This window comes from Vibrio sp. Isolate25, assembly GCF_022398025.1.
In the GTDB taxonomy this organism is placed as follows: Bacteria; Pseudomonadota; Gammaproteobacteria; order Enterobacterales; family Vibrionaceae; genus Vibrio; species Vibrio coralliilyticus_A.
Genome location: NZ_JAKEUT010000002.1, coordinates 353060 through 367684, shown reverse-complemented (window position 1 = coordinate 367684; position 14625 = coordinate 353060). Strand labels below are relative to the sequence as shown.

The following is a 14625-nucleotide window of genomic DNA, read 5'->3' as shown; positions in this document are numbered from 1 at the left end:
CTATCCGTCTAATTACACCTTATTCTCTGCCTGGCAATTTCTTCCATGCTACGGTATCACGAAGATACACAGGACTTGCATCCTCTACCGTCACGGTGTTGCCCCGTTCCAATTCAAATTTCGCTAGTGCGACGATATCTTCCGCATCAGGAAAAAGCACTTCTCCCGCCGCGACTTCAAATTTCAGCTCAGCTAGCACTTCCTGATACGCTTCCCAACCGGTTCCTGCAGTCAGCCAGCGTTGCTCGTCACTTTGACTATTTTCAGCCAAAACCGCTGGTGGAATAACACATTCGGCATCAACAGCAATCCAAGTGCCATCTTCTTGACGCGAAAAACGACCCCAATAGACTTCGCTCATTCGCGCGTCAATCGCACACGCTACATGACTTACGCCGTGTTTACGGTAGCTACCTTGAGCCATTGCTTGCAATGTTGAAATCCCAATCATAGGCAGGTCAGCACCAAATGCTAAACCTTGTGCAATACCGATGCCAATGCGTACACCTGTAAAGCTGCCTGGGCCACGACCAAACGCAAGAGCATCGAGCTCTGCCAGAGTGATCCCGGCTTCGTTTAACACTTCATCTACCATAGGGAGGATTTTCTTAGTGTGGTCTCGCGGTGCAACTTCACTGCGAACATAGATCTGATCGTTAACTAGCAATGCAACAGAACAGTTCTCTGTTGATGTGTCTAAGGCAAGAATTTTTGCGCTCATTGAATTCTCTGATTACTCGGTTGTTTCTGAAATTTGCTTAAGGAAATCCTGTACCAGACCTAAATCCCGCGTTCGAGGAATCGGTGGGAGGCTGGCCAAGAAAACGCCACCATAATCACGTGTAACTAATCGATTGTCACAAATGATCAGCGCACCTTTGTCTTTCTTATCTCGGATTAACCGCCCGACTCCTTGTTTAAGGGTAATCACGGCATCCGGAATCTGGACCTGAGAAAAAGGGTCACCACCTTTAAGCTGGCAATCTTCTATCCGCGCCTTAAGCAACGGGTCATCAGGTGCAGTGAAAGGTAATTTGTCGATAATAACACAGCTCAGTGTATCACCTCTAACATCAATCCCTTCCCAAAATGCTCCGGTCGCCACCAGCAAAGCATTACCCAGCTCCATAAACTCTGCCAGAGTTTTTTGTTTACTGGTTTCCCCTTGCATCAGCACCGGAATACTCAAGCATTCGCGGAATCTCTCACCTAGCTCTCGCATCATGCTATGAGAGGTACAAAGGAAAAAACAGCGCCCCTGATTCTGCTCAATCAAAGGACTGAGCATGCGAACGAGCTTATCCGCCATACCCGGGCTATTCGGCTCCGGAAGGTAACGCGGAACACATAGCCTTGCCTGACTTTGGTAGTCGAATGGACTTGGCAATGACATTTCCGTCTGAGGTTTTAACCCTAGACGAGAAGTAAAGTGACCAAAATCCCCTTGTACCCCCAAGGTCGCAGAAGTAAATATCCATGCCCCTTGCTTAAGTTCGATCTGTTCCCGAAACTTATCCGATACCGAAAGCGGTGTAATATGCAAGCTGAAGTGACGTGGGGAAGTATCGTACCAATAGGAATACCCCGTTATGGAGACTTCGCAAATGCGTTCTAGCCTCGCTTGAATCGTACTTGCTCGCTCATAAGCTGTATCCAACAGTTGGCTACGGCCTAGCGCTAATTTAAGTACTTCAAGACAAAAGTCTAAGGACTCGCGTAAACGCTCTAACTCTCTTGAAATTGAGGGAGACTGAATGGCTTCACGCCAATTACCACGGTAACCGGGCTCACCTAGCGCCACTCGCAAATCCATCGCACTTTGCTGTAATTTCTCACTGATCTTTTGCAATTGGCGCATGTCTTTCGCTTCGGTGCGATAGCCAATTTCAATATCTTTGGACAGTTCCTGTATTTGGCGACTGGACAGAGATTGGCCAAAGTACTGGCTAGCAATATCAGGTAGCTGGTGAGCCTCATCAAAGATAAATACTTCGGCTTCAGGTATCAGCTCCCCAAACCCCGTTTCTTTGATCGCTAGATCGGCTAAAAACAGGTGATGGTTGACGACCACAATATCTGCATCCATGGCTTTTTTGCGAGCCTTAAGAACAAAGCAATCTTGATAACTTGGGCACTCTTTACCTAAACAATTGTCGTTGGTTGAAGTAATGGTTGGGATCACTGGGCTGTCTTCAGCGATTTCGTCACAGTCGCCTAAATCCCCACTTTTGGTCTCGCTCGCCCATGAGCGCACTTTAACCAGCTGGCTAAGCAATGTTGGATCGGCATGATGGCCATGGCTTTCTACCATTTGACGGCTAAGGCGATCTAAGCACAAGTAGTTTGCTCGGCCTTTTAGCAGCGCCACCTGGCCATAAAACCCCAATGCGTCGGTCATCAAAGGTAGATCGCGGTGAAACAACTGCTCTTGCAAGTTTTTCGAGCCCGTACTGATGATGGTCTTTTTACCACTCAAAAGAGCAGGAACTAAATAAGCAAAGGTTTTTCCCGTACCAGTACCTGCTTCGATGACGACTTGCTGGTCATGTTTAATCGCTTTAACCACAGACTCAGCCATATCTAACTGAGCTTGTCTAGGTTGAAACCCCGGGATCGCTTTGCCTAGTGCACCATCCGCGGAAAAAGTTTTTGAGATCATCAAGGACTAACTATGTGAGTGAAACAAGTGATGAACGGGAGATTATGGCAGGTTTACAGACTTGGCGCGAATGCAAATCTGCTCCGCGCCGATAAGCCATCGTATTGATGAATGAAGAGTGTTAACGTCGGTTGAGATATCGTGATAGCCATGCTGGACCAGAAAACTCATTCTGACCATCCATCATAGCTCGAGCCGCTTCACTAGGTGACGCTTTGTTTTCCCACATTTCGTTGAGAAGCTCTTCATTCATGTCATGGTCACCCAGTAACGCACTGACTCTTTCAGAATACAACTTACGTGCTAGTAGATCTTTATCCATAATTACCACCTGTTGGGCTCAAATCGGATACTTTCCAAACAAATTCGCCAAGCTAATCGGTTAACTTAGATTAATTGTTGAAACCATCTTGATATTAGTTTAATTGTAGCTGTCATATTGTGGAGTGCTTCACCGTTCAAAGCCCTGCAAAAAATTCAGAATACGAAAAAAATAAATCACGGAAGTTTTAACCCAATGGAAAAGAAAACACTGCTTACTCATTGTACGGATGCGCCTGGACTGATTTCTAAAATCACCAATATCTGTTACAAGCACCAGCTCAACATCATCCACAATAATGAATTCGTCGATAACACCAGCGGTCACTTCTTCATGCGTACTGAGCTGGAAGGTTACTTCAATGACCAAACCTTTCTAGCCGACCTTGATCAAGCCCTCCCACAAGGAGCCAAAAGAAAGCTGATTGGCCCAAATCGCAAACGTATTGTCATTCTCGTGACCAAAGAAGCACACTGTATTGGTGATATTCTGATGAAAAACTATGATGGTAGTTTGGATGTTGATATTGCTGCAGTAGTGGGTAACTACGATACACTACAAAGCCTGACGGAAAAGTTTGATATTCCCTATCATCATGTATCTCACGAAGGCCTAAACCGTGAAGAACATGAACAGAAGATGCTGGCAGTGATCGACCAATATGATGCTGACTATCTCGTACTAGCAAAATACATGCGTGTACTAACCCCTTCATTCGTCGAAAAATACCACCACAAGATTATTAACATCCACCATAGTTTCTTACCGGCTTTCATTGGCGCTAAACCTTATCAACAAGCTTATGAACGCGGCGTTAAGATCATTGGTGCTACAGCACACTTCGTCACGAACGATCTAGATGAGGGGCCAATCATCAAGCAAGACGTGATTCCGGTCGATCATAACTTCAGTGCGAAAGATATGGCACAAGCAGGACGAGATGTTGAGAAGAATGTATTGAGCAAAGCGCTCAATAAGGTGATAAATGACCACGTATTTGTCTATGGTAACAAGACGGTGATTCTTTAAACTTCCAAATGCTAAAAGACCTCCCACTGGAGGTCTTTTTTAATCTCAGCGTTTATTAGAGCTTGCTTAAAGCTTCGCAGCAAGCTCTACACCTTGTCGAATAGCACGAACAGCATCTAGCTCACCCGCATGATCGGCACCGCCTATGATATGAAGCTTGTCGCCAAACTGCTGCCACTGGTCTTCAAAGGGTCTCACCGACTCCTGACCCGCACAGATAATGACTTTATCTACTTCAAGTAACTCGGATTTCCCATCGTGACTGATGTGTAGGCCTTTCTCATCTATCTTGTCATAGCTGACACCGCCAACCAAGTTAACGCCTCGTTTTTCTAACGTACGCTTGTGAATCCAACCCGTTGTTTTACCTGGCCCTTTACCCACTTTTCCTTTACGGCGCTGGAGAACCCAAACCTCTTTTTCACTTAAAGACTCTGGGTACGGATACAGCCCTCCGGGATGAGCAATCTCTTTATCGATCCCCCACTCATGCAGCCAGTCATCTAAACTATGACCCACAGGCTCAGTCAGCATGGTAGCCACATCCACACCAATACCACCCGCACCGACAATAGCGACCTTCTCACCAACGTAAGTTTTCTCTTTAATTAATGTCTGGTAATCAATTACTTTCTCTTGGTTGTCAACACCCTCAATCTTGACTTTACGGGGTTCGACACCAGATGCCATGACCACTTCATCGTACTCAGCTAACAGGTCAAAGTTTGCATCCGTTTCAAGATGCAGCTTCACACCAGTTTCATCAATCTGATTGGCAAAGTAACGAATAGTCTCGCGAAATTCTTCTTTACCGGGTATTTGCATTGCTAAGCGGAACTGCCCGCCAATGCGGTCATTACGCTCAAACAGATCGACATGATGGCCACGCTTGGCCAACGTTGTAGCGCATGAAAGCCCAGCAGGCCCAGCTCCAACTACAGCAATATTCTTAGGCTTGTCAGTCGGTATGATTTTCAGTTCATCTTCACGACACGCTAATGGGTTGACCAAGCAACTAGCACGCTTGCCTTTGAAGACGTTATCCAAACAGGCTTGGTTACAGCCGATACAGGTATTAATTAAATGTGACTGTTTATTTTCAGCCTTGATAACAAAATGTGGGTCAGCAAGGAAAGGTCTCGCCATTGATACCATATCAGCGTGACCACCTGATAGAATGCGCTCCGCCTCTTCTGGCGTATTGATACGGTTACAGGTGACAATCGGTACATTGACGTGTGGCCGCACTTTTTCAGTCACCCATGTGAAGGCACCGCGTGGCACTTGAGTGGCAATCGTTGGGATTCTTGCCTCATGCCAGCCGATGCCCGTGTTGATAATAGTGACCCCGGCTTTTTCTAGCTCCTTTGCCAGCATTATGACTTCATCAAAGGTGCTACCTTCTTCAACCAAATCCAGCATAGAAAGACGGAAGATGATGATAAATTCCTCCCCGACTTCTTTGCGAATCGCGCGCACAATTTCTAGAGGCATACGCATGCGATTCTCATAGCAACCACCCCACTCATCGTAACGCATGTTAGTACGTTTACAGATGAACTGATTTATCAGATAACCTTCCGAGCCCATCACTTCGACCCCATCATAACCCGCAGACTGAGCCAGCTTGGCACTGTTAGCAAAGGCATCAATAGTTTTATGGATCTGACGGGTACTCATCTCACTTGGCGAGAAACGAGCAATAGGAGCTTTGATGGCAGATGAACTTTGAGAAAATGGATGCATGGCATAACGCCCTGCATGGAGCAACTGTAGAGCAATTTTTCCACCATGTTCGTGAACGGCTTCCGTTACTACTTTATGCGCTTTGGCATGTTTAGGTTTACTGAACTCAGCGCTAAATGGGTGTAAACGACCACGTAGATTAGGCGAAAAGCCACCGGTAACAATCAAACCTACACCACCTTTCGCGCGCTCAGCGTAAAAAGCAGCCAACTTTCCGAGACCTTCTTTATGCTCTTCCAGACCAGTATGCATTGAGCCCATTAAGACTCGGTTTCTAATCTGAGTAAATCCTAGATCCAACGGCTTTAACAAGTTTGGGTACATGGCAGACATCACTTTGTTATTTTGTTCTGGTCTGACCAGAATATGAGGAGTTGTAATAAAAATCAAACAGGCGTTTACAATTTTGTAACACCGATCAATCTTGCAGTTGTTTGGGTATACTAGTTTAAGTAGGATATAACTTTCTGTACTTATCAGGTCTTAGACTGCCAAGACCTATACCTGTGCTTAGCACAGCGGAGCCCTAATGAAAAAATTATTCAAGTTTATTGGTATGATTTTTAAAGGTATATGGAAGCTCATCACCTTTATTCGTCTCGCCTTGGTTAATCTTATCTTTCTTGCCACCATTGGTATTATCTACTTCATCTACACCAATGCGGACTCTCCGGTACCCTCAGTACCTCAAAAAGGCGCTCTGGTGCTAAATATTTCAGGGCCTATTGTGGAGCAATCAAGATACGTAAATCCTATGGATTCTTTCACGGGGTCACTATTTGGTCAGGATATGCCAAGGGAAAATGTCTTGTATGACATTGTTGAGTCAATACGCCATGCCAAAGACGACCCGGAGATCACAGGTATTGTACTGGCTCTACGCGACATGCCGGAAACCAACCTGACTAAGCTGCGCTACATTGCGAAAGCTCTGAATGAATTTAAAGCGTCAGGCAAGCCAATTTATTCGGCGGGTGAGTTCTACAATCAGAGTCAGTATTACCTAGCCAGTTACGCTGACAAGATTTATCTAGCACCTGATGGCGCAGTATTGATTAAAGGCTACAGTGCTTACTCCATGTACTATAAGACGCTATTAGAAAAGCTGGATGTCAATACCCACGTTTTCCGCGTAGGCACCTATAAATCAGCCATTGAACCGTTTGTTCGTGACGACATGTCAGACGCGGCGAAAGAATCCGCGTCACGCTGGTTGAGCCAGCTATGGGGAGCCTACGTTGATGACGTTGCTACTAATCGTCAGGTATCAGCAAAAACCTTAAATCCGAGTATGGCTGAATTCTTAAGTTTATTGAAAGAACAAGATGGCGATTTAGCCGCTTTATCACTAGAACTCGGTTTAGTTGATGAACTGGCAACTAGGCAACAAGTTCGTGCTGATTTGACTGAAGTCTTTGGTAGTAATGGTGAAGATAGTTACAACTACGTTGACTACTATGAATATCAAACCACAATCAAACCAACATTCGATTTGTCGCAGGATGACATCGCCGTTGTAGTGGCGAGTGGAGCGATTATGGATGGCTCTCAACCACGAGGCACAACAGGGGGGGATACGGTTGCAGCGCTTCTTCGTCAAGCCCGCAACGATGATAAAGTCAAAGCCGTTGTACTACGAGTGGATAGCCCAGGTGGTAGTGCATTTGCCTCTGAAATCATTCGCAACGAAATCGAAGCGCTAAAAGAAGTAGGTAAACCTGTTGTTGCTTCAATGTCTAGCTTAGCTGCGTCTGGTGGTTATTGGATTTCAATGAGCGCTGATCGTATTGTTGCACAGCCAACTACATTAACTGGCTCTATCGGTATTTTCAGTGTGATTACGACCTTTGAAAAAGGCCTCAATAAGCTGGGGGTGTATACCGATGGTGTTGGGACCTCTCCATTTTCAGGCGTCGGGATAACCACTGGCTTATCGGAGGGGGCTGCCGATGCATTCCAGATGGGTATTGAGCACGGCTACCATCGCTTTGTGGGCCTTGTTAGTGAAAACCGTGAAATTCCGTTGAACGACATGGATAGCATTGCCCAAGGCCGCGTTTGGACAGGTCAAGATGCGGCAAAATTTGGCTTAGTCGATAAAATGGGTGACTTCGATGACGCCGTAAAGCTAGCTGCAGAGCTAGCCAAAGTCGAAGATTACAACCTGTACTGGGTAGAAGAGCCGTTATCACCTGCCGAACAGTTCATCCAAGACTTTATGAACCAGGTCAAAGTTAATCTTGGCTTGGATGTCAGTAGCTTGATTCCTGCGGCTTTACAACCTGTCGCGACACAAGTTATTCAGGATACCAGCCTACTGGATAGCTTCAACGATCCAAAAGGCCAATATGCATTCTGTTTGAACTGCCAAGTTCAGTAATTTTACACTGCTGATTCACCAGTTGAATTCCAATTATGTGGGGTATTCCTGTGCGGGATACCCCTTTTTATTGCTACTGATTGATATATAATCCCACGCTCTGTTCCCCCTACAATTAACTGGTTTCTAAGCAATGGCAAGAAAACACATTTATATCGCCTACACGGGCGGAACCATCGGCATGAAAAAGTCGCATGACCACGGTTATGTACCTGTGGCTGGTTTCATGGAAAAACAACTGGCCAGTATGCCAGAGTTCCAGCGCCCGGAAATGCCAGAATTTACGATTCACGAATACGATCCTCTAATCGACTCATCGGACATGACACCGAAAGACTGGCAACAGATTGCGGATGACATTCGAGAAAACTACGAAAAATACGACGGTTTTGTCATTCTGCACGGCACAGACACGATGGCTTACACAGCATCGGCCTTGTCTTTCATGTTGGAAAATCTCGGTAAGCCTGTGATTGTGACGGGCTCACAAATTCCGCTTGCTGAGCTACGCTCAGATGGTCAGGCAAACCTGCTTAACGCACTGCATATTGCCGCTAACTATCCTATTAACGAAGTTACCTTATTCTTCAATAACAAGTTGATGCGTGGTAACCGCAGCACAAAATCACATGCTGATGGTTTCAACGCCTTTACGTCGCCAAACTTGCCTCCTCTGCTTGAAGCGGGTATCAACATCCAGATCAGCAGCGATATTGAGGTTGGTGAAGAACCTGCAGGTGAATTTAAAGTTCATGATATTACGCCCCAGCCAATAGGTGTGATTACTATGTATCCTGGCATCTCACATGAAGTGATTCGCAACACCTTACTTCAACCAGTTAACGCGATGATCCTACTGACTTTTGGAGTGGGCAATGCACCGCAAAACCCGGAACTATTGGCACACCTTAAAGATGCTTCAGAGCGAGAAGTGATTGTCGTTAACCTAACTCAATGCCTAGCGGGTAAAGTCAACATGGGTGGGTATGCTACCGGATGTGCCCTTGCTGAAGCCGGCGTCATCAGTGGCTATGATATGACGCCAGAGGCGGCTCTTGCCAAGCTGCATTATCTTTTGAGTCAAGACCTGACTCACGAGCAAGTGAAAGTCCAAATGCAGCAAGTGCTGCGTGGTGAAATGTCGATATAATATTACTTTACAAGGTTTTAATAATAAAAAGCCAGCTCACTTGAGCTGGCTTTTTGGTGTTTATTTGAGATTAACCGATGTGCGTTGCGCCGCCCATGTACTTTTGCAGTACAGCAGGGATTGCGATACGGCCATCCGCTTCTTGATTGTTTTCAAGAATCGCAACCATAGTTCGACCAACTGCTAGACCTGAGCCGTTTAGCGTGTGTACTAGCTCTGGCTTCTTCTCGCCCTTACGACGGAAGCGAGCTTGCATACGACGAGCTTGGAAATCCCAAGTGTTTGAACATGAAGAGATCTCACGGTACGTCTCTTGAGCAGGAACCCAAACTTCAAGGTCATAAGTTTTACGAGCACCAAAGCCCATGTCACCTGTACATAGAATCACTTTACGGTAAGGAAGCTCTAGAAGTTGTAGTACCTTCTCAGCATGACCTGTTAGCTCTTCAAGTGCTGCCATTGACTCTTCTGGCTTAGTGATTTGTACTAGCTCAACTTTGTCGAACTGGTGCATACGAATCAGACCACGAGTATCACGACCGTAAGAACCTGCTTCAGAACGGAAGCAAGGAGTGTGTGCTGTCATCTTAATTGGCAGATCCGCTTCATCAACGATAGTGTCACGCACCATGTTGGTTACCGGTACTTCTGCCGTTGGGATAAGAGACAGTTTACGTGGTTCTTCATCATTCACTTTTTCAGTCAATGGCTCAGTATGGAACAGGTCTTCACCAAACTTAGGTAACTGACCAGTACCAAACAAGCTGTCAGAATTCACTAGGTAAGGTACATACATTTCCGTATAGCCATGCTCTTCTGTATGAAGATCCAGCATGAACTGAGCAATTGCACGGTGTAGACGAGCAAATTGGCCTTTCATGATGATAAAACGAGCGCCAGTGATCTTTGTTGCGCTAGCGAAATCTAGGCCATCGCCCATTTCACCTAGATCAACGTGATCTTTTACTTCAAAATCGTAAGACTTAGGCTCACCCCAACGAGAGATCTCAACGTTCTCGTTTTCATCTTTGCCATCTGGCACTTCATCGTCTGGCAGGTTTGGCACAGACAGCGTGATGTCTTCCAGTTTGTTCTGGATTTCCACCAGCTCAGCTTTTTTCGCTTCCAGATCGCTACCTAACGTACCGATCTGCTTTTTAATCTCTTCAGCACCTTCTTTGTCTCCAGCAGCCATTTTCTGACCAATTTGCTTGGAGATGGAGTTACGCGTGGATTGTAAATTTTCAACTTCTACTTGAATGGACTTACGTTGTTCTTCAAGTGTACGGATTGTCTCTACGTCTAGCTTAAAGCCACGACGCGCCAGTTTAGCAGCTGTTTCATCCAGCTCTGTACGAAGTAATTTAGAATCCAGCATTGTTAATCCTATGCTTTTTTGGTTGTGAAAGTGCGTCCAAACTTCATGCTCAAACGCTTTTATAATTAACCGAACAAATGTATCCAAAAAAGACGCTTATTCATAGCGCTTTTGTGGGCTTTTTGCATCTAAACTAGCCAAGTAATCTAACTTTTCGCCAATTTTCGCCTCTAAGCCTCGGTTTGTAGGAGAATAGTAACGAATCTCCCCCATTTCTGGTGGTAGATATTTCTCTCCAGCCGCGTAAGCACCGGGTTCGTCATGAGCGTAACGATATTCCGCTCCATAACCAAGATCTTTCATTAAACTTGTCGGTGCATTGCGAAGATGAGGTGGTACTTCGTACTCAGGTTGATTGTGAGCATCACGCAGGGCTTGTTTCCAAGCGGTATAAACCGCATTACTTTTAGGTGCACAAGCAAGATATACAATAGCCTGGGCAATGGCTCTCTCACCTTCTGCCGGGCCCACTCTGGTAAAGCAATCCCACGCTGACAGCGCGACCTGCATTGCTCGCGGATCGGCATTACCAATGTCCTCAGATGCAATCGCTAACAATCGGCGAGCGATATACAAAGGGTCACAACCTGCGGCAATCATACGTGCTGACCAGTAAAGTGCCGCATCTGGATTCGAACCACGAATCGATTTATGCACTGCTGAGATCAAGTCGTACCAAATGTCTCCTTTGTTATCAAAGCGCGACACTTTTTCGCCAGCCACTTCAGCAAGGAGCTCTAACGTGATTTGCTTAACGCCCTTATCATCCTCTTGCGCCATGTCATACAGCAGCTCAAGATAGTTAAGTGACATGCGTGCATCACCATTCACTAACTCAGATAAGCGATCCAATACGTTATCGACGAAGTGGGCTTCAAACTGACCTAATCCACGCTCAGCATCACTGATTGCTTGCTCTAACGCCAGACGAATATCTTGCTGAGCTAAAGAGGTGAGTTTGTAAACTCGAGCACGCGACAGCAAAGCATTGTTAAGCTCAAAGGAGGGATTCTCCGTTGTCGCGCCAATAAAAGTCACGGTGCCATCTTCAATATGAGGGAGAAACGCATCTTGTTGGGATTTGTTAAAGCGATGAACCTCATCAACAAACAAAATCGTTCTTCGACCAGTTAGTTTATTTTCACGAGCTTTATCAATCGCCGCACGAATGTCTTTGACGCCAGAGGTCACCGCTGAAACTCGCTCGACTTCAGCATTGGCATAATTTGCCGCAACTTCAGCTAGAGTTGTTTTTCCGGTTCCAGGCGGCCCCCAAAGAATCATCGAATGAATATGACCTGCCTCCAGCGCACGGCGCAGGGGCTTACCTAGACCAAGAATATGTTGCTGACCGATGTATTGGTCCAGCGTTTCTGGGCGCATTCTAGCAGCAAGGGGACGAAAATCTTCGTCCCCTGAAAAGTCCAATGAATAGTTGCTCACTATTAATTCCTTTGGTCGTCGACCTCTACCCCTTCAGGAATAGTAAAGGTAAAGCGATCGGCACTTGGTTTAGCCAGTTTGATGTTATTAAACTTGAAGGTACTTTTTTGGCCATCTTGCTCTATAACACTAAAGCCCTTCACCGCACCTTTACCATCAATCTCTAGCTTAAACTGCCCCTGATTAGTGTCCACTGCGGTCGGTACCAATGTAAACACATCGCCTTGCTGTGACACTTTGTAGTTTTCCCAATCGCTGGCTCGGTTACGAGTCAGCAGAACGAAAGGGGTTTGTTCAGTAGCTTGCTCTTGCCAGTAAATGCTAACTTGTTCGATGAAAGGGCTGTAGTACCACAGAGATTCACCATCTGACACCAAGACATTCTCATCTGGTGCAGTAGTAGTCCAACGGAACAAGCTTGGACGCGCAATTTCGACTTTGCCTTCACCTTCCGTCAACATTTCCCCTTCAGGGCTGATCAACTGCTGTGAAAAATCCGCACTAAACCCATCAGTCAGTTGCAGTCGCTGGCTCAATTCATCTTTGGGCGCTGCGATGACGGAGAAGCTAAGGAAAAACAACGCGGCTAATTTCTTCATTCTTTATCATCCTATTTCGTCGCGAATACGACGTTATACCTCGGTTTCGATACTGTTTTGACCGGGTAAAGTTAACTTTGTTCTACTGACCGCAACACTGTTTGAATTTTTTACCACTACCACACGGGCAAATGTCGTTACGCCCAATATCTTTAAATGGGTTTACACTTTGTGCTTTGGCACCAACCATGGCTTCATCCGCCGCTTGTGTGACTTCATTAATCATCAAATCCAGCTGACCAAGAAAGTCATTTAGTGCCGGTGGCGTTTCGATACCTGCCTCTTCCATTTGTGCTTGAGTCTGCTCTTCATCGATTGCCAACATCATTGTGGTTAGCAAAGCTTGTAGCATGCGTAATGTCCCATCACCGATAGACGTTTCCGCCCATTGCTCTTCGATGGTGGGCCAGAGCATCATAAAACCTTCAGCGAAATCAGCGAGCTGCTCGTCACGCTGCTCTTCATTAAGCAAGGACAACAAAGAATATTCATTGCGCTTTAAATAGCTGTATTGCTGATTTATATGACCTTCAACCTCCGCCTTAACAGCCGGTGCTTGCTCAGAGAAAAGGCTAGGCAACCAACTTTCTGGCGCAAGTGGCCTTGTCGCCAAATTTGCCGCCAAGATGACGCCTTCAAGATACAGTGCAGATTCTTCAGTTAGGGATGGTTCAAGTGTCAGTAGTTGATAAGTCATTATCTGATTCAGTGTTGCAAGATTCTAGCGCCATTATAACCCTATAAAAAGCTAGGGGTCACTCCGTCTTCCAGAGCATCGCTTTACGCTATCTTCATATTCTCGCCCTTCCTCTCTTTATTAGAGTCTATAGAGCAAAGCAATGAGAAAAAATGATGTTTCGTTGTTAGACATCTCGCAGCGAAATCTCTAAAATCACGCCTCCTGATTCTAAGGCGATTTTTTATGCGAGTTGTTCTGGGCCCTATGGAGGGCGTGTTAGACCATTTAATGCGAGAGATATTAACTGACATCAACGACTATGATCTGTGTGTCACGGAATTCGTTCGCGTGGTTGATCAGCTGCTTCCTGAGCACGTATTCTACCGCCTCTGCCCAGAGTTAAAACAAGGATCACAAACGAAGTCTGGTGTTCCTGTCCACATCCAACTTCTCGGCCAAGATCCTCATTGGATGGCGGAAAATGCCATTCGCGCCGCTGAACTGGGAGCGAAAGGCGTTGATATCAACTTCGGCTGCCCAGCAAAGCTAGTAAACAAAAGTAAAGGTGGTGCAGCACTACTCCAACATCCTGATCTTATTCATCGCGTGGTCAAAGCATGTCGTGAAGCCGTACCAGAAGGCACTCCGCTCACGGCCAAAATTCGCCTTGGTTGGGATAACCCAGAAGATTGCTTCGAGATCGTAGATGCGATTCAAAGCGCTGGTGCAGACGAGCTCACTGTTCACGCACGCACAAAAACAGGTGGTTATAAGGCCAGCGAGATTAAGTGGGACTATATCAACCAGATTCGTCAACGCTTTACTATCCCCTTAATTGCCAATGGCGAGATTTGGAACTACGAAGACGGTCAAGCCTGTATCGAAACCACAGGGGTCGACTCACTAATGGTATGTCGCGGGGCGTTCAATGTGCCTAACTTGGGTAATGTGGTTAAGCATAATCATACCGTGATGCCATGGGCTGAAGTGGTTAAACTGCTGCTGCTCTACTCTCAATACGAAATGAAAGGGGACAAAGGGCTATATTACCCTAATAGAGTCAAGCAATGGTTCTCATATTTACGTCATGAGTACCCTGAAGCCAATGAGCTATTTCGTGAAATTCGTACCTTTAACAAGGCTGAACCGATTGTAGAGCGTCTCAAAGCCTACCAAGACAAACTTTGTACAGTTTAAAGCCCTCATTAGCTCTTGCCGCTATTTTATCGTCATCGCCAGC

The 14625-nt window shown here is 45.9% G+C and carries 12 protein-coding genes; 4 read left to right on the top strand and 8 right to left on the bottom strand.

Annotation, left to right across the window (positions count from 1 at the left end):
- Positions 1-19: 19 nt before the first annotated feature.
- The 3 genes from tsaB to L1D15_RS08365 form a co-directional block, all read right to left on the bottom strand.
- Positions 20-721, bottom strand: coding sequence for a tRNA (adenosine(37)-N6)-threonylcarbamoyltransferase complex dimerization subunit type 1 TsaB (gene tsaB, locus L1D15_RS08375; protein ID WP_239875288.1), 702 nt, complete (start codon positions 719-721; stop codon positions 20-22).
- A gap of 12 nt (positions 722-733) precedes the next feature.
- Entirely contained in the window at positions 734-2659 is a 1926-nt protein-coding gene (locus L1D15_RS08370) for an ATP-dependent DNA helicase (RefSeq protein WP_239875287.1), read from the bottom strand.
- Between the two features lie 121 nt (positions 2660-2780).
- Positions 2781-2981, bottom strand: coding sequence for a hypothetical protein (locus tag L1D15_RS08365; RefSeq protein ID WP_239836805.1), 201 nt, complete (start codon positions 2979-2981; stop codon positions 2781-2783).
- Positions 2982-3176: 195 nt separating this feature from the next.
- On the opposite strand from L1D15_RS08365, the gene purU reads away from it, so the two are divergent.
- Complete coding sequence (purU, locus tag L1D15_RS08360) at positions 3177-4010, top strand: formyltetrahydrofolate deformylase (RefSeq protein WP_239836806.1); 834 nt, start codon at positions 3177-3179, stop codon at positions 4008-4010.
- A 66-nt stretch (positions 4011-4076) separates the two neighbouring features.
- Here purU and L1D15_RS08355 read toward each other — a convergent pair whose 3' ends face one another.
- Positions 4077-6080: an NADPH-dependent 2,4-dienoyl-CoA reductase gene (locus L1D15_RS08355; protein WP_239875286.1), complete on the bottom strand. Its 2004-nt coding sequence runs from the start codon at positions 6078-6080 to the stop codon at positions 4077-4079.
- 205 nt (positions 6081-6285) lie between these two features.
- Here L1D15_RS08355 and sppA point away from each other — a divergent pair, with 205 nt between their 5' ends.
- Positions 6286-8136: a signal peptide peptidase SppA gene (gene sppA, locus L1D15_RS08350; RefSeq protein WP_239875285.1), complete on the top strand. Its 1851-nt coding sequence runs from the start codon at positions 6286-6288 to the stop codon at positions 8134-8136.
- Between the two features lie 133 nt (positions 8137-8269).
- Complete coding sequence (gene ansA, locus L1D15_RS08345; RefSeq protein WP_239836809.1) at positions 8270-9286, top strand: asparaginase; 1017 nt, start codon at positions 8270-8272, stop codon at positions 9284-9286.
- A 70-nt stretch (positions 9287-9356) separates the two neighbouring features.
- Here the strand turns inward: ansA and serS are convergent, their stop codons facing one another.
- The 4 genes from serS to L1D15_RS08325 form a co-directional block, all read right to left on the bottom strand.
- Positions 9357-10664 carry a serine--tRNA ligase gene (gene serS, locus L1D15_RS08340; protein ID WP_239836810.1) on the bottom strand — a complete coding sequence of 436 codons (1308 nt, stop codon included), beginning with the start codon at positions 10662-10664 and terminating at the stop codon, positions 9357-9359.
- A 96-nt stretch (positions 10665-10760) separates the two neighbouring features.
- A complete protein-coding gene (locus L1D15_RS08335) occupies positions 10761-12107 on the bottom strand; it encodes a replication-associated recombination protein A (protein ID WP_021457163.1) in 1347 nt (448 codons plus the stop codon).
- 2 nt (positions 12108-12109) lie between these two features.
- On the bottom strand, positions 12110-12706 hold the full coding sequence (gene lolA, locus L1D15_RS08330) for an outer membrane lipoprotein chaperone LolA (protein WP_239875284.1): 597 nt from the start codon (positions 12704-12706) through the stop codon (positions 12110-12112).
- A gap of 82 nt (positions 12707-12788) precedes the next feature.
- Positions 12789-13403, bottom strand: coding sequence for a YecA family protein (locus L1D15_RS08325; protein WP_239875283.1), 615 nt, complete (start codon positions 13401-13403; stop codon positions 12789-12791).
- A 225-nt stretch (positions 13404-13628) separates the two neighbouring features.
- On the opposite strand from L1D15_RS08325, the gene dusC reads away from it, so the two are divergent.
- Positions 13629-14582 carry a tRNA dihydrouridine(16) synthase DusC gene (gene dusC / locus L1D15_RS08320; protein ID WP_239875282.1) on the top strand — a complete coding sequence of 318 codons (954 nt, stop codon included), beginning with the start codon at positions 13629-13631 and terminating at the stop codon, positions 14580-14582.
- The last annotated feature ends 43 nt before the right edge of the window (positions 14583-14625 follow it).